16 protein-coding genes are annotated in these 14,503 nt (G+C 64.4%); all 16 read right to left on the bottom strand.

The features are described 5' to 3' along the window. Positions 1 to 6 precede the first annotated feature (6 nt). The 16 genes from nuoG to BMI87_RS01730 all read right to left on the bottom strand — a co-directional run bounded on the left by nuoG (position 7) and on the right by BMI87_RS01730 (position 14,405). Complete coding sequence (gene nuoG / locus BMI87_RS01655; RefSeq protein ID WP_078519422.1) at positions 7 to 2,040, bottom strand: NADH-quinone oxidoreductase subunit NuoG; 2,034 nt, start codon at positions 2,038 to 2,040, stop codon at positions 7 to 9. 53 nt (positions 2,041 to 2,093) lie between these two features. Beyond that, a complete protein-coding gene (locus BMI87_RS01660) occupies positions 2,094 to 2,426 on the bottom strand; it encodes a hypothetical protein (protein ID WP_078519423.1) in 333 nt (110 codons plus the stop codon). 3 nt (positions 2,427 to 2,429) lie between these two features. Continuing rightward, the gene (locus BMI87_RS01665; RefSeq protein WP_078519424.1) at positions 2,430 to 2,927 is read right to left on the bottom strand and encodes a DUF5333 family protein; all 498 of its coding nucleotides are present in this window, start codon (positions 2,925 to 2,927) and stop codon (positions 2,430 to 2,432) included. Further along, positions 2,924 to 3,427, bottom strand: coding sequence for a DUF3291 domain-containing protein (locus BMI87_RS01670; protein WP_078519425.1), 504 nt, complete (start codon positions 3,425 to 3,427; stop codon positions 2,924 to 2,926). Before BMI87_RS01670 ends, BMI87_RS01665 begins: the two co-directional genes overlap by 4 nt. Beyond that, on the bottom strand, positions 3,424 to 4,719 hold the full coding sequence (nuoF, locus tag BMI87_RS01675) for an NADH-quinone oxidoreductase subunit NuoF (protein WP_078519426.1): 1,296 nt from the start codon (positions 4,717 to 4,719) through the stop codon (positions 3,424 to 3,426). Before nuoF ends, BMI87_RS01670 begins: the two co-directional genes overlap by 4 nt. Positions 4,720 to 4,729: 10 nt before the next feature. Beyond that, a complete protein-coding gene (locus BMI87_RS01680; protein ID WP_078519427.1) occupies positions 4,730 to 4,945 on the bottom strand; it encodes a DUF5337 family protein in 216 nt (71 codons plus the stop codon). Positions 4,946 to 4,955: 10 nt separating this feature from the next. Next, on the bottom strand, positions 4,956 to 5,864 hold the full coding sequence (locus BMI87_RS01685; protein ID WP_078519428.1) for a hypothetical protein: 909 nt from the start codon (positions 5,862 to 5,864) through the stop codon (positions 4,956 to 4,958). A 50-nt stretch (positions 5,865 to 5,914) separates the two neighbouring features. Then, on the bottom strand, positions 5,915 to 7,141 hold the full coding sequence (locus BMI87_RS01690) for an NADH-quinone oxidoreductase subunit E (RefSeq protein ID WP_078519429.1): 1,227 nt from the start codon (positions 7,139 to 7,141) through the stop codon (positions 5,915 to 5,917). Next, entirely contained in the window at positions 7,141 to 8,385 is a 1,245-nt protein-coding gene (locus BMI87_RS01695) for an NADH-quinone oxidoreductase subunit D (protein ID WP_078519430.1), read from the bottom strand. Before BMI87_RS01695 ends, BMI87_RS01690 begins: the two co-directional genes overlap by 1 nt. Further along, on the bottom strand, positions 8,382 to 8,993 hold the full coding sequence (locus BMI87_RS01700) for an NADH-quinone oxidoreductase subunit C (RefSeq protein ID WP_078519431.1): 612 nt from the start codon (positions 8,991 to 8,993) through the stop codon (positions 8,382 to 8,384). The genes BMI87_RS01695 and BMI87_RS01700 overlap by 4 nt, the downstream gene beginning before the upstream one ends. A gap of 12 nt (positions 8,994 to 9,005) precedes the next feature. Further along, on the bottom strand, positions 9,006 to 9,530 hold the full coding sequence (locus BMI87_RS01705; protein ID WP_075774728.1) for an NADH-quinone oxidoreductase subunit B family protein: 525 nt from the start codon (positions 9,528 to 9,530) through the stop codon (positions 9,006 to 9,008). Then, entirely contained in the window at positions 9,530 to 9,895 is a 366-nt protein-coding gene (locus BMI87_RS01710) for an NADH-quinone oxidoreductase subunit A (RefSeq protein ID WP_078519432.1), read from the bottom strand. The genes BMI87_RS01705 and BMI87_RS01710 overlap by 1 nt, the downstream gene beginning before the upstream one ends. A 297-nt stretch (positions 9,896 to 10,192) precedes the next feature. Next, the gene (locus tag BMI87_RS01715; protein WP_078519433.1) at positions 10,193 to 10,975 is read right to left on the bottom strand and encodes a crotonase/enoyl-CoA hydratase family protein; all 783 of its coding nucleotides are present in this window, start codon (positions 10,973 to 10,975) and stop codon (positions 10,193 to 10,195) included. Further along, positions 10,968 to 11,831 carry a hydroxymethylglutaryl-CoA lyase gene (locus tag BMI87_RS01720; RefSeq protein ID WP_078519434.1) on the bottom strand — a complete coding sequence of 288 codons (864 nt, stop codon included), beginning with the start codon at positions 11,829 to 11,831 and terminating at the stop codon, positions 10,968 to 10,970. Before BMI87_RS01720 ends, BMI87_RS01715 begins: the two co-directional genes overlap by 8 nt. Then, positions 11,824 to 12,492 carry a glutathione S-transferase family protein gene (locus BMI87_RS01725; protein ID WP_078519435.1) on the bottom strand — a complete coding sequence of 223 codons (669 nt, stop codon included), beginning with the start codon at positions 12,490 to 12,492 and terminating at the stop codon, positions 11,824 to 11,826. Before BMI87_RS01725 ends, BMI87_RS01720 begins: the two co-directional genes overlap by 8 nt. Then, positions 12,489 to 14,405, bottom strand: coding sequence for an acetyl/propionyl/methylcrotonyl-CoA carboxylase subunit alpha (locus BMI87_RS01730; protein ID WP_078519436.1), 1,917 nt, complete (start codon positions 14,403 to 14,405; stop codon positions 12,489 to 12,491). The genes BMI87_RS01725 and BMI87_RS01730 overlap by 4 nt, the downstream gene beginning before the upstream one ends. Between the last annotated feature and the right edge of the window lie 98 nt (positions 14,406 to 14,503).

Here is a 14,503-nt window from a genome sequence, read left to right on the forward strand (position 1 = left end):
TCAACCTCACTCGGCGGCGACCGGCGCTTCGGCCCGCGCTTTCGCGAGGCTGGCGCATTCGCCCATCACGACGGAGGCCCGTGCGATCGGGTTGGTCAGGTAGAATTCGTGGATCGGCAGACGGAAGGTCGCCTTGCCCATGTCGCGCGGCTCGATCGCCTGCACTTCGTTCTCCACAACCTCATCGACCTGCGCCAGATGCGGCACGTCCGCGACCATCGCGCGGCGCAGACCGGCGAGCGTGTCCCAAGGCTGCTTGGCGTCCAGCTCGGCCGAGAGCGCGCGCAGGATCGCCCAGTTCTCTTTCGCCTCGCCCGGCGGGAAAGCCGCGCGGAAAGCAAGCTGCGGACGCCCTTCGGTGTTCACGAAGAGGCCGTTTTCTTCCGTATAGGCCGCGCCCGGCAGGATCACGTCGGCGCGGTTCGCGCCGCGGTCGCCGTGGCTGCCCTGATAGATCACGAAGGGACCGCCCTCGGCGCGCGGAGTGATCTCCACCTCGTCGGCGCCCATGTTGTAGATCACTTCGGCGCCGTCGATGGCCGCGAGCAGACCGCCCTCGGTCACAGCGCCCACATCCATCGCGCCGACACGGGCCGCAGCGGTGTGCAGCACCATGAACTTGGCGTTCGAGTTCTCGGCCAGCTTCATCGCATGGGCCAGAACCGCCTCGCCATCGGCTTCGTTCAGAGCGCCCTGCCCGATGATGACGACGGTGTTCTTCGCCTTGGTCTCGTCCGAGATCGTCTTGCCCGACAGTTCTGCCAGAGCGGCGCGGTCGGTGCCGACATGGACGTAATCATAGGTCAGATCGCAGGCTTCGCCGACGAGACCGACAGTCGCGCCCTTGGCCCAGGCTTTGCGGATGCGCGCGTTCAGAACGGGCGCTTCCACCGCCGGGTTCGCGCCGATGATCTGCACCATCTCGGCGTTATCCAGATCGGCGATCGTCGCGTTGCCGACATAGCCGTAGCGGTTACCGATCGGCAGACGCGCGCCATCGGTGCGGCATTCGACGGTGCCGCCCAGACCTTCGATCAGTTGCTTGAGCGAGAAAGCTGCCTCGGTCGAGACCAGATCGCCCACGAGACCGGCGACTTTCTTGCCCTTCATCGCCTCGGCGGCGGCGCTCAGCGCTTCGCCCCAGCTTGCGGGCTTCAGCTTGCCGTCGACGCGGACGTAAGGCTTGTCGAGACGCTGGCGGCGCAACCCGTCCCAGACGAAGCGCGTCTTGTCGGAGATCCACTCCTCGTTCACGTCGTCATTGTTGCGCGGCAGGATGCGCATCACTTCGCGCCCCTTGGTATCGACGCGGATGTTCGAGCCCACGGCGTCCATCACGTCGACGGTCTCGGTCTTGGTCAGCTCCCACGGACGCGCGGTGAACGCGTAGGGCTTGGAGACCAGCGCGCCCACCGGGCACAGGTCGATGATGTTGCCCTGCATGTTGGAATCGAGCGTCATGTTCAGGTAGTTCGCGATCTCCGCATCCTCACCCCGGCCGGTCTGGCCCATCTGGGTAATGCCAGCGACTTCGGTGGTGAAGCGTACGCAGCGGGTGCAGGAGATGCAGCGCGTCATATGAGTTTCGACCAGCGGGCCGAGGTTCAGCTCGGTCGCGGCGCGCTTGGGCTCGCGGTAGCGGCTGAAGTCCACCCCGTAAGCCATTGCCTGGTCTTGCAAATCGCATTCGCCGCCCTGGTCGCAGATCGGACAGTCGAGCGGGTGGTTGATGAGCAGGAACTCCATCACCCCCTCGCGGGCCTTCTTGACCATCGGCGAGTTGGTCTTGATCACCGGCGGTGCCCCTTCGGGACCGGGGCGCATATCGCGCACCTGCATCGCACAGGACGCGGCGGGCTTCGGCGGGCCGCCCACGACTTCCACCAGACACATCCGGCAGTTGCCCGCGATCGACAGACGCTCGTGGTAGCAGAAGCGCGGGATCTCGATCCCCGCCTGCTCGCACGCCTGGATCAGCGTGAGGTTCGGATCGACCTCGACCTCGTTCCCGTCGATGATGATCTTTCTCAGGTCAGCCATGGCTATCCGTCTCGTCTCTTCGGGCGCGAGGTTGCCCCCGCGCGGGTTTTAGGTCAGGCCGCGTGTCCGCAGCCCATCGGGAAGACCCAAGCGCCGTCCCGGTATGTGTCGTCAATCGACGAGGCCACGGCCCCGCCGCAGATGGCGTTCGCGGCCCGCTTGGCCTCGGCGCCCTCGTCATTCGCAAAGGGCTGAGCCTGCCGCATCACGACAAGCGCGCCGCTCGCGTCATAGGCCGCCGTATAGCCCTCGACCGCCGCCAAACGGCGCGGGCCTTTCGAGGCCTCGTTGCCGCCCGGAGTGCCCATGCAGCCTGCCAAAAGCGTTGGCAAGATCATGGCAACAGCGCCTTTCGCCAGTCCGGCTGTCATCCTGTCGTTTGCCATGCCCTATTTCCCCTCCGGTTTCGGGATGGTCACGCCCAGTTCTTCGCGTGTTTTACCATGGATATCGCGGATATAGAGGTAGGATCCAATCTGGCTTTTCATCGCGATTTCTTTTTCGCCCGCTTCACAGAAGGTCAGCGGTTCGCCGAACACGAGTTTACGCGACTTGATGTAATTCATGAGATCGTTCTGAAGCGTGGCATGGTCGAGCTTGGACGCCCATTTCGACAGATCGCGCCGTGTATATCCCTGCGCCTTTGCCTTTTCCGTGAGGGCAATGCGCATGTCGGTGTCGCGAAACTCATTATAGCCGAGCGTGATCAAAGACATGCGCCGACAATTCTCCGAAAGCATCCTGGCTTTCTTCATCGCAACCATCTCGCTCAGGGCTTCCTCGCGCACGTCGCCCTTTTCCGACAATTTGATGGTGCCGCTCGGCACGCAGCCTGAGAGAACTGTCGCGACCAGTGCTAGCGAGAAGAGTTTGATCGAGAGGTTCATGCCGCCACCTCCGGCGCACAGGCGCGCGTCTTCCACAGCGTGGCTTGCGGAAGGTCTTTCCAGCCGAAAGCCCGGTCCGACGGTCCATTCGCGCGAAGCGCTTCGAGCCGTTCCAGCGCCTCGTCGAGCGTCGGCTGATGGCCCGCGGGCACCCACCACATGACGAAATGCTGCTGACCGAGAAGTTCGAACCATTCCGCGCGACGCTCGTAGAAAGCGCGATGCACGGTGTTCCAGACGAATTTCTCGAGGCTTTCGACGTCTTCCCAGACCGTCAGGTTCGAGACGAAACAGGGATCGCCGCCGATCTTGGCCTCGGTATTGCCGGTGCCGGGCTCGCCCGAGCCTTCCATCATCCAGACGAACCCGTCCGACCGCTTGCCAATGCCGTTCACCGCGTCGAGGGCTTTCATGAAAGCCTCCACACGCGGGTCGCCCGGTTCGGCAACCAGTCGGCCGATATTCAGCTCGGCCAGGTGATATCCGGCGGGTTGCTTCATTCGGCAGCCATCGCGCCCATGCGGCCCGTCTTGCGGGCCTTGATGCGGTCTTCGATCTCTTCGCGGAAGTGACGGATCAGGCCCTGGATCGGCCAGGCGGCTGCGTCACCGAGCGCGCAGATCGTGTGGCCTTCGACCTGTTTGGTCACGTCGAACAGCATGTCGATCTCTTCGATCTCGGCCTCGCCGCGTACCAGACGGTCCATCACGCGCATCATCCAGCCGGTGCCTTCGCGGCAGGGCGTGCACTGGCCGCAGCTCTCGTGCTTGAAGAACTTGGACAGGCGCCAGACCGCTTTGATCACGTCGGTATTCTGATCCATGACGATCATGCACGCGGTGCCGAAGCTGGATTTCAGCTCGCGCATGCCGTCGTAATCCATGATCGCGTCTTCACATTGATCGGCGGGCAGGATCGGGCAGGACGCGCCGCCTGGGATCACCGCCTTGAGGTTCTCCCAGCCGCCACGGACGCCGCCGCCATGCTTCTCGATCAGTTCCTTCATCGAGATCGACATGGTCTCTTCGATGACGCAGGGCGTGTTGACGTGGCCCGACATCGCAAACAGCTTCACGCCGGTGTTGTTCGGACGCCCGAAGCCTGCATACCACTCCGCGCCGCGGCGCAGGATGGTCGGGACAACGGCGATGGATTCCACGTTGTTCACCGTGGTCGGGCAACCGTAGAGGCCCGCACCTGCCGGGAACGGCGGTTTCATCCGGGGCATGCCCTTCTTGCCTTCGAGGCTCTCCAGCAGCGCCGTTTCCTCGCCGCAGATATAGGCCCCCGCACCGTGCGACAGGTAGACGTCGTAATCGTAGCCGGAGCCGCAGGCGTTCTTGCCGATCAGCCCGTCTTCATAGGCCTCGTCGATCGCGCGCTGCAGCGCCTCTTTCTCGCGGACATATTCGCCGCGGATGTAGATATAGGCGGCCGCAGCCCCCATCGCGAAACCGGCGATCAGCGCGCCTTCGATCAGCGTATGCGGATCGTGGCGCATGATTTCGCGGTCCTTGCAGGTCGCGGGCTCGGATTCGTCGGCATTGATCGCGAGGAAGGCCGGACGCCCGTCGCTTTCCTTCGGCATGAAGGACCATTTGAGACCCGTCGGGAAGCCTGCCCCACCGCGCCCGCGCAGGCCGGAGGCCTTCACTTGCTCGATGATCCAATCCTTGCCTTTCGACAGGATCTCGCCAGTGCCGTCCCAATGCCCGCGCATCTTCGCGCCCTGCAGAGAGCGGTCATGCATCCCGTAGAGATTGGTGAAGATCCGGTCTTGATCCTTCAGCATATCGCTTCCCTCACTTGCCGGATTTCCGGCGCCAGATGCGCCAGACGAGTGCCAGCGCGTAGATATAGGCGGCTATCGCCGCGAGATCGCCGATCAGCGCGACCTGCGCCGACCAGCCGTGTTGTTGTCCGATCCATTGCAGGAGGAGCCAGAGGATCGTGGCGACGGCGATGATAAGGGCGGCTCTACGCCCCAACGCCCTGTCGTGCTCGTCGATCTGGCTCATTCACCCCCGCTCAGTAATCGTTCGTCTTCGCCCGTTCGAGGAACGCATCCATGCCTTCCTCGACGATGATCTTCGCCTGGCTGACCCACTTGTCGCGGGTGCAGCGGCCCTTGAAACGCGGCACGTTCTGGTCCGCATAGGCAATCTCTTCGGGGCCCCATTTCGCGATCTGGTCGTAATGGTAGATACCCCAGCCGTTCAGCACTTCTTCGAGCTTCGGCCCGACGCCTTCGATCTTCTTGAGATCGTCGGCCCCCGCCTTGCGCGGCTGCTTGAGCCCACGCGGCTTCTTGCCGTCGCCCTCGGCGGCCTGGGGTTGGCCTGCCGCGCTTTTGGCGGCGGGCTTGTCCGCGACCTGCGCCGACATGGCAGAGAGCGGGTTTGTGTCGTCGCTCTCGGGCTTGGCCTTGGGCGCCGCTCTCGGTTCTTCGGCTTTAGGCTCTTCCGCCTTCGGCTCGGCCTTGGGCTCCTCGGCCTCAGGCTCTTCCGTCGCGGGCTTGGTGGTCGGGCCGGGCTCGGGCTTGTCAGCCTCGGGCGTAGCCTCTTCGTCCTTGGGCGTCATGGTGTCGGCATGCGCCACTTCGCGTTCGGCTGCGGGCGTCGGTGCCGCCGCTGCCGCCTGCGCTTGGGCTGCAACCCCTTCCGGAGACGAGGCGTTGAAGGTTTCGACCGGGCTTTCGGGAATTGCGGAGTCGTCGGAGGATGCGCCGGTACCGTCAGCCGCGCCCGGCGCGCCATGCTCGGAGCAGAACGCCCAGATCAGGAAGGCGCCGAACAGCAGGAAGGTCATCAGACCGAGGAACAGAGCCACGAGGAAGGGCTCATGCGCCACGACCATCAGGAATACGGTGACCACAAGCCCCGTAATACCTGCCCAGATACCCGCCTTGCCGCGGCACCCTTGTGTCTGATCACCCATTCCCGTTTCTCCATTCACTCCGCCGAACGGCGGTCTCTACCCTGTTGCGCTTATTCGTAAATGCCGTCTTTCTTTGCGCGCGACGAGAATTCGGTCTCCGCCCCGCTGGCCAGTTTCTCTGCCTGACCTTTCCAGTCGTCACGCGTCGCGCGACCTTTGAACCCTTCGAGATTGCTGTCGACCCAAGCGAGTTCCGCATCGGTCCAGCCAGCGATCTGGTCGAAATGATAAATGCCCATCGAATGCAGAAGCGTCTCGAGCTTCGGCCCGACGCCCTTGATCATCTTGAGGTCATCGGCCCCACCGTCGCGCGGTGCGTCGAGCAGCTTGGGCTTCTCGCCTGCCTCTGCCTGTGCGGCCTCAGCCTCGGTGCCTTCGGGCTCACGCTTGGACTCCGGGCGGGCCTTCGAGGTGGCCTGCGCTTCGGATTTCGTCACGCCGGTCTTGTCGGCGGGCGCGTCCTTGGCGGGCTTGGCTTCGGTTTTCTTGGCGGCCTTGCGCGCCTCGTCCTGTTGCGCGGCAGAGCGCGGACGCTCCTGCCCCATCGTGCCGATCGGGCCGCGCTGACCCGAGCTTTGCCACGGTGCGGCGAGCGGCACTTCGGTGCCGTCGATGCGCTTGATCGTGTCGCCGATGCCGACCGCGAGGTCGACCGAAGCATTGTACTCTTCCTTGTCGCCCTTGCTCTCGGTGAGCGCGGTCAGGCCCGAGGCGGGCTCGGACGAGAAGCGGCCGGTCTGCGAGCCGGGCTTCGGCACATCGCCCTTGCCCATCTCGTCGATCAGCTTCGCGAGGCTCTCCTCGGTCAGGTCTTCGTAGTAATCCTTGCCGACCTGCATCATCGGAGCGTTCGCACAGGCGCCGAGGCATTCGACCTCTTCCCACGAGAACTTGCCATCTTCCGAGAGCTGGAACGGCTCGGCGGCGATCTTTTCCTTGCAGACCTTCATCAGGTCTTCCGCGCCGCAGATCATGCACGAGGTCGTGCCGCAGATCTGCAGGTGGGCGACCGAGCCGACCGGGGCCAGCTGGAACATGAAGTAGAAGGTCGCGACCTCGAGCGCCCGCATATAGGGCATGTCGAGCATCTCGGCGACGTATTCGATTGCCGGACGGCTCAGCCAGCCTTCCTGTTCCTGCGCGCGGAACAGCAGCGGGATGATCGCCGAGGCCTGACGGCCGACCGGGAACTTGGTCATCTGGGCCTTGGCCCATGCGAGGTTCTCGGGCGTGAACTCGAAACTATCGGGTTGTTCCGGGTAAAGACGGCGAAGCATTAGCGGTCAACCTCCCCGAACACGATGTCCATCGTGCCGATGATTGCAGAAACGTCGGCGAGCATGTGCCCCTTGGCGACGTGATCCATGGATTGCAGATGCAGGTAACCCGGAGCGCGGATCTTCGCGCGATACGGCTTGTTCGTGCCGTCGGCCACCAGATAGACGCCGAACTCGCCCTTGGGCGCTTCGACGGCGGCATAAACCTCGCCCGCGGGGACGTGGAAGCCTTCGGTATAAAGCTTGAAGTGGTGGATCAGCGCTTCCATCGAGCGCTTCATCTCCGACCGCTTCGGCGGGGTCACCTTGCCGCGGGCAAGCACGTCGCCCTGATTTTCCGGCATCCGCAGCTTCTCGATCGCCTGAAGCACGATCTTGGTCGACTCGCGCATCTCGGCCATCCGGCAGAGGTAGCGGTCGTAGCAATCGCCGTTCTTGCCGATCGGGATCTGGAAGTCGAACTCGTCATAGCACTCGTAGGGCTGCGCGCGGCGCAGGTCCCATGCAAGGCCGGAGCCACGTACCATCACGCCGGAATAGCCCCATTGCTGGATTTCTTCCTCGGAGATGACGCAGATATCGACGTTGCGCTGCTTGAAGATGCGGTTCTCGGTCAGAAGCCCTTCGATATCGTCGAGCACTTTCGGGAACTCATGCGCCCATGTCTCGATATCGTCGAGCAGCTTCGGCGGCAGGTCCTGGTGGACGCCGCCGGGCCGGAAATAGGCCGAGTGCAGACGCGCGCCGCAGGCTCGCTCGTAGAAGACCATCAGCTTCTCGCGTTCCTCGAAGCCCCAGAGCGGCGGCGTCAGCGCGCCCACGTCCATCGCCTGCGTCGTCACGTTGAGCAGGTGGTTCAGGATGCGCCCGATCTCGGAATAGAGCACGCGGATCAGCGAGCCGCGACGCGGCACTTCCACGCCGGTCAGTTTCTCGATGGCGAGGCACCACGCATGTTCCTGGTTCATCGGCGCGACATAGTCGAGGCGATTGAAGTAGGGCAGGTTCTGCAGATAGGTGCGGCTTTCCATCAGCTTCTCGGTGCCACGGTGCAGCAGCCCGATATGCGGGTCGGCGCGTTCCACGACTTCGCCGTCCAGCTCCAGCACCATGCGCAGCACGCCGTGGGCGGCCGGGTGTTGGGGACCGAAGTTGATGTTGAAATTGCGGATGCGCTGTTCGTCGGTCAGCGTGTCCCTCGAGCCGTCATCATAGACATTGTTGCGGATATCGCCGTCCATCATTTCGCCTCCTCGCCCTTCTCGTCACCGGGAAGGATGTATTTGGCCCCTTCCCATGGCGAGAGGAAATCGAACTGCCGGTATTCCTGCGTCAGTTTCACCGGCTCATAGACGACGCGCTTGAGCACTTCGTCGTAACGCACTTCGACATAGCCCGTCGTCGGGAAATCCTTGCGCAGCGGATGGCCGCGGAAGCCGTAATCGGTCAGCAGACGGCGCAGGTCCGGATGGCCCGAGAACAGGATGCCGAACATGTCGAAAATCTCGCGCTCGAACCAATCGGCACAGGGGTGCAGCTTGGTGATCGAGGGCACCATGTCCTCTTCGCGGACCGCCGCCTTAATGCGGATGCGCTGATTGCGATACATCGACAGGTAATGCCAGACGACATCGAAGCGCTGGGGGCGTTCGGGCCAGTCGATGGCCGTGATGTCCACGAGGTTGGTGAAGCGGCAATTCGGATCGTCGCGCAGGAACTCGGTAAAGCCGGGAACGGATTGCGCGGTGATCGTGACCGTCAGCTCGTCGAAGGCGATCTCGGTGGAGACCACGTCATCGGGGCGCTTCAGCTCGATATGGCCGGCCAGTTCGCGAAGGGCAGTATCGTCCATCTCTCGCTCTCCTCAGCGCACCAGCGTGCCGGTGCGGCGGATTTTGCGTTGCAGCTGAAGGATGCCGTAAAGCAGCGCCTCCGCCGTGGGCGGGCAGCCCGGAACGTAGATATCGACCGGCACGACGCGGTCGCAGCCGCGCACCACCGAATAGCTGTAGTGGTAATAGCCACCGCCATTCGCGCAGGAGCCCATCGAGATCACGTAGCGCGGCTCGGGCATCTGGTCGTAGACCTTGCGCAGAGCGGGCGCCATCTTGTTGGTGAGGGTGCCGGCGACGATCATCAGGTCGGACTGGCGCGGGCTTGCGCGCGGCGCGGTGCCGAACCGCTCGAGGTCGTAGCGCGGCATCGACACCTGCATCATCTCGACGGCGCAGCAGGCAAGGCCGAAGGTCATCCAGTGCAGCGAGCCGTTGCGCGCCCAATTGATGATGTCTTCGGTGGAGGTCAGCAGGAAGCCTTTATCCTGCAACTCCTTGTTCAGCGTCTGCGTCGCGACTTCGCGATCCGCACCGGCGGTATTGGCAGAGGTCATCACGCCCATTCCAGCGCCCCTTTCTTCCACTCATATGCGAATCCTACGGTCAGAACCGTCAGGAAGACCATCATCGACCAGAATCCGACCATGGAAAGCTGACCGAAGGCCACCGCCCAAGGGAAGAGGAAGGCCACTTCGAGATCGAAAATGATGAAGAGGATGGAAACGAGGTAGAAACGAACGTCGAACTTCATCCGGGCATCGTCGAAGGCGTTGAAGCCGCATTCGTAGGCCGACACCTTCTCAGGGTCGGGATTGCGGACCGCCACCACTGCCGCGGCGAGCATGAGCACAAGGCCCAACACGATCGCCATGGCGAGAAAGATGAGGATGGGAAGATATTCGCGCAGCATGTCATGCATGGGCTTGGCTCCCTAACATCGCGACGACTTGTCGCGCAGGTTCTGGCTAGGCGAGCAATAGCCTTGCGCCCCATTGGGGTCAACCGAGAGCAGGCCGGAAAATCATGCAAATGCGGGCCACAGATGCTTTTTGCATACGAATGTATGCGAATTTTTTGCGCTTCGAGCGCCGCTCAGAGCCTGCCCGCGTTGGACTGCGCCGCTTTTGCAGCAGCGCAGCCTTCGATCAAACTTAACGGCGCTTTGAATTTTCGGAATATTCAACCTGCGCGTTGCGGGGCGCTACTTAAGGCTGCCTTAAGCTTTCCACGTCGCATCGCGCTTCTCGAAAAACGCGGTGATTCCTTCATCCGACTCGGCGGATTCCCAGCGAGTCACCAACGCCTCGATCGTCATGTCGATCACGCTCTCGTCGATCCGCGGCCCCAGCGCGCGGACCAAGGCCTTGGCCTCGCCCACCGCGCCCGGCGCGCAGGCGAGATAGGGCTCGGCCTCGGCCATCACGGCGCGCTCCAGCACCTCGGGCAGGACCACCTTGGCCAGCAAACCCAGATCACGCGCCTCGGCGGCCTCGAAGATCCGCGAGGACATGAAGACGCGGCGCGCCCGGGCCTCGCCCATGCGCGCGACGACATAAGGAGAGATCGTCGCGGGCGTCAGGCCCAGCCGCGTTTCGGTCAGCCCGAATTTCGCGCCCTCGACGCCGATGGCCACGTCACAGACCGACATCATGCCGATGCCGCCGCCGAAGGCGTTGCCCTGCACCGCGCCGATCACCGGTTTCGGGCAGGTGTTGAGCGCCTGCAGCATCCCTGCGAGCTTGCGCGCCGCCGCCGCACGCTCTTTCGCGCCCGCCGCGATCTGGCTCTGCATCCATTTCAGATCGCCACCCGCGCAGAAACTGCGCCCTTCGGCGGCGAGGATGACCACGCGCACGGCGTCGTCCGAGCCAAGCTGGCCGATCGCCGCAGTGATCTCCTCCATCATCTGCTCGGAGAGCGCATTATGCTTCTCCGAACGCGCCAGCGTGAGCCGCGCGATGCCACGCGCATCGGTCTCGGTCTTGATCGTCTCAAACATCGCCCTGCCCTTTCATCTTCTTCGCCATCGCGGCCGCTTCGGCCAGAACGGCAACATCCAGCCCGGTCTCGTAGCCCAATGCCTCAAGCCGCGCCTGCACCGCTTCGGTCGCGACATTGCCAGCCGCGCCGGGCGCATAGGGACAGCCCCCCAGACCGCCGACGCAGGCGTCGAACACCCGCAGGCCCATCGCCAGCGAGGCTTCGATATTCTCCAGCGCCCGCCCGGAGGTGTCGTGGAAATGCCCGGCGAGCTTTTCCGCCGGGACCTCACCCAACACCGCGTGCAGCATCGCCGTCACGCTTTCGGGCGTACCCTGCCCGATCGTGTCGCCGAGGCTGATTTCGTAACAGCCCATGTCGCGCAGCTGCGCCGCGACCCGGGCCACGTTCTCCGGCGGCGTTTTCCCGTCAAAAGGGCAATCCGTGACGACAGAGATGTAGCCGCGGACTTTCATATTATCGACTTTCGCGGCCTCCATGATGGGCGCGAACCGCTCCAAACTTTCACTGATCGAACAATTGAGGTTCGCGCGCGAAAACCCCTCGGAGGCAGAGGCGAAGATCGAAACCTCATCGACCTTGGCCGCTTTCGCCGCCTCGTAGCCTTTCATGTTCGGCGTCAGCGCCGCGTAGGAAATGCCGGGGCGGCGCGTGATCCCGGCGAAGACCTCCGCCGAGTCGGCCATTTGCGGCACCCATTTCGGGCTGACGAAAGACCCCACCTCGATCCGCCGGAACCCGGCCCGGCTCAGGCAATCGACCAGCGCGATCTTGTCGGAAAGCGCGATCTGCCGCTTTTCGTTCTGCAGCCCGTCACGCGGGGCCATCTCGAAGATTTCGACGCTCTCAGCCATTGGTTTGCTCCATCGGGGGCAGCTCGTAGAAATCCTGCGCATACATGCTCGCCCCGCCCTTCGCGACCGCGCGCTGATAGGCAGGTCGTGCCTCGATCCGGTCGCGATAGGCGGAGATGTTCGGAAACCCCTCCCGCGGCACGAAGCGGAACATCGCGTCGATATTGAACCCCATCATGCAATCGGCCGCCGAGAACGTCCCGATCAGCCAGTCGCGCCCGGCCAGATGCGCCTCCAGCGCCTTCATCGTCACGCCGAGCCGCTTCGTCTCGAGCGCCATCATCGCAGGCGAGCGCGCCTCGGGCGGGCGCAGGAAGATATGCTGAATATTGAGGCTTTGCAGGATGTTGCCCTGCGTCTCCGCGAAATGCAGCCATTCTAGGAAATCGGCGCGGGTGGGCTCCCCCGGAACCGGGGCCAGCCCGGCCTCGGGCCGGGTCTCGGTCAGGTATTCGATGATCGCGCCGCTCTCGAAGATCGACCGCCCGTCGACCTCCAGCGCCGGGATGCGCCCGGCGGGCGAGAGTTCGCGAAACTCCGGACTGCGCAGCGAGCCATCGGTGAGCGACCATGTCTGAAGCTCGTAATCGAGTCCCATCTCCTCCAGCAGCCACAGCACCCGCATCGAGCGCGCGCCGGGGATGTGATGCAGACGGATCATGCCTCGTCCTCCAGCCGGATGAGCGCGGCACCCGCCTCGACCTGCGCGCCCTCAGTCACCAGAACCTCGGCCACCACACCGTCGCGGGCCGCGCGCATCGTGTGTTCCATCTTCATCGCTTCCATGATGGCAAGCCGGTCGCCCGCCGCCACCGTGTCGCCGGCAGAGACGAAGACCGCCTTCACCAGCCCCGGCATCGGCGCCAGCGTCAGGTCGGAGGCGTCGGCATCCGCCCCGCGCGCCAGCGGGTCGGGGATGTCGAAGCGATGCGCGCCATGCAGGAAGATCGTGATCGCCCCGTCAGACTGCGCCATCCGCGCTCCGGTCTTAGCCCCATTCACCCGCCAGCCATCCTCGGCCAGCTGGCACGCATGGGCCTCCTCGCCCAGCTCGACCGTGACATGGCCCGGGCCGTGCACGCGGATCGCGGCCTCTTCCTCGAAGGGCACGGCGCGGCGCGGCGACTGCCAGAGGCTGAAGCCGCTGTCCTTCCCGTCCCAAAGCCCGGCCGCGGCGATCACGGCCAGCGCTTTTGCGGCAACCGGCGTCTCGGTCGGGGCGGCGAGCGCGTCGATCTCGCGCCCGATCAGCCCGGTATCGACCTTGCCCTGCGCGAAGCCCTCATGCCGCGCGAGCCGCGCGAGGAAGGCGAGGTTCGTCACCGTCCCCGCCACCTCGGTCTCTTCCAGCGCGCGGGCGAGCTGCCCCAGCGCGGTGGCGCGGGTCGGGCCATGGGTGATGACCTTCGCGATCATCGGGTCATACCACGGGCTGATCGTGTCACCGGTGCGCACACCGGTATCGGCGCGGCAACCCTCTGCGAAATGTAGATGCGAGAGCGTCCCCGTCGCGGGCAGGAAGCCCGCGGGCACGTCTTCGGCGTAAAGCCGGGCCTCGAACGCATGGCCGGTGATGCTCAGATCTTCTTGGGCGCAAGGCAGCGGCTCGCCCGAGGCCACCCGCAACTGCCATTCGACCAGATCGACCCCGGTGATCGCCTCGGTCACGGGATGCTCGACCTGAAGGCGGGTGTTCATTTCCATGAACCAGAACCGGTCAGGCCGCAGCCCGTCTGAGCCGTCCACGATGAACTCCACAGTACCCGCGCCCTTGTAGCCAATGGCCTCGGCGGCGCGCGTCGCCGCCTGCCCCATCGCCTCGCGCATCTCGGACGTCATGCCCGGCGCGGGGGCCTCTTCGATCACCTTCTGGTGGCGACGCTGAAGCGAGCAGTCGCGCTCAAACAGATGCACCGCGTCCGCGCCATCGCCGAAGACCTGCACTTCGATATGGCGGGGCGAGCCGATGAATTTCTCGATCAGCACGGCGGGATTGCCAAAGGCGGTCTGCGCCTCGCCCTGCGCCGACGCCAGTGCATCCGCGAAGTCGGACGACGCCTCGACCAGCCGCATCCCCTTGCCGCCGCCGCCCGCGACCGCCTTGATCAGCACCGGATAGCCGATCGTGTCGGCCGCGCCCGCGAGATGCTCGGGGTCCTGATTGTCGCCGTGATAGCCCGGCACGACAGGCACGCCCGCCTTTTCCATCAGCGCCTTGGCCGCGTCCTTGAGCCCCATCGCGCGGATCGCCTTCGCCGAGGGGCCGATGAAGACCAGCCCCGCCGCCTCGACGGCGTCCACGAAATCGGGGTTCTCCGAGAGGAACCCGTAGCCCGGATGGATCGCCTGCGCGCCGGTCTGTTTGGCGGCCTCGATGATCGCATCACCGCGCAGATAGCTGTCTTTCGGCGCGGGGCCGCCAATGGCCACCGCCTCGTCGGCCATTGCCACATGGCGCGCCTCGCTATCGGCCTCGGAATAGACGGCGACGGCCGCCACGCCCAGTTTGCGTGCGGTCTCGATCACGCGGCAGGCGATCTCCCCGCGATTGGCGATCAGGATCTTGGAAAACATGTCGGTCTCCCCTTTGAGAGCGTCGGAGGGGGCGCTGCCCCAGCTCCTGCGGAGCCTCCCGGGATATTTCGGCCAAGTCGAAGATTTGCACTTCCTCT

The sequence above is a fragment of the Thioclava sp. F28-4 genome, assembly GCF_002020045.1.
GTDB classification, from domain to species: Bacteria; Pseudomonadota; Alphaproteobacteria; order Rhodobacterales; family Rhodobacteraceae; genus Thioclava; species Thioclava sediminum.

Coding starts and splice junctions, on each gene's coding strand:
- nuoG (WP_078519422.1), bottom strand. CDS start 2,040: ATGGCTGACCTGAGAAAGATCATCATCGACGGGAACGAGGTCGAGGTC.
- BMI87_RS01680 (WP_078519427.1), bottom strand. CDS start 4,945: ATGAGCCAGATCGACGAGCACGACAGGGCGTTGGGGCGTAGAGCCGCC.
- BMI87_RS01665 (WP_078519424.1), bottom strand. CDS start 2,927: ATGAACCTCTCGATCAAACTCTTCTCGCTAGCACTGGTCGCGACAGTT.
- BMI87_RS01660 (WP_078519423.1), bottom strand. CDS start 2,426: ATGGCAAACGACAGGATGACAGCCGGACTGGCGAAAGGCGCTGTTGCC.
- nuoF (WP_078519426.1), bottom strand. CDS start 4,719: ATGCTGAAGGATCAAGACCGGATCTTCACCAATCTCTACGGGATGCAT.
- BMI87_RS01715 (WP_078519433.1), bottom strand. CDS start 10,975: ATGTTTGAGACGATCAAGACCGAGACCGATGCGCGTGGCATCGCGCGG.
- BMI87_RS01720 (WP_078519434.1), bottom strand. CDS start 11,831: ATGGCTGAGAGCGTCGAAATCTTCGAGATGGCCCCGCGTGACGGGCTG.
- BMI87_RS01725 (WP_078519435.1), bottom strand. CDS start 12,492: ATGATCCGTCTGCATCACATCCCCGGCGCGCGCTCGATGCGGGTGCTG.
- BMI87_RS01700 (WP_078519431.1), bottom strand. CDS start 8,993: ATGGACGATACTGCCCTTCGCGAACTGGCCGGCCATATCGAGCTGAAG.
- BMI87_RS01690 (WP_078519429.1), bottom strand. CDS start 7,141: ATGCTTCGCCGTCTTTACCCGGAACAACCCGATAGTTTCGAGTTCACG.
- BMI87_RS01695 (WP_078519430.1), bottom strand. CDS start 8,385: ATGATGGACGGCGATATCCGCAACAATGTCTATGATGACGGCTCGAGG.
- BMI87_RS01705 (WP_075774728.1), bottom strand. CDS start 9,530: ATGACCTCTGCCAATACCGCCGGTGCGGATCGCGAAGTCGCGACGCAG.
- BMI87_RS01730 (WP_078519436.1), bottom strand. CDS start 14,405: ATGTTTTCCAAGATCCTGATCGCCAATCGCGGGGAGATCGCCTGCCGC.
- BMI87_RS01685 (WP_078519428.1), bottom strand. CDS start 5,864: ATGGGTGATCAGACACAAGGGTGCCGCGGCAAGGCGGGTATCTGGGCA.
- BMI87_RS01710 (WP_078519432.1), bottom strand. CDS start 9,895: ATGCATGACATGCTGCGCGAATATCTTCCCATCCTCATCTTTCTCGCC.
- BMI87_RS01670 (WP_078519425.1), bottom strand. CDS start 3,427: ATGAAGCAACCCGCCGGATATCACCTGGCCGAGCTGAATATCGGCCGA.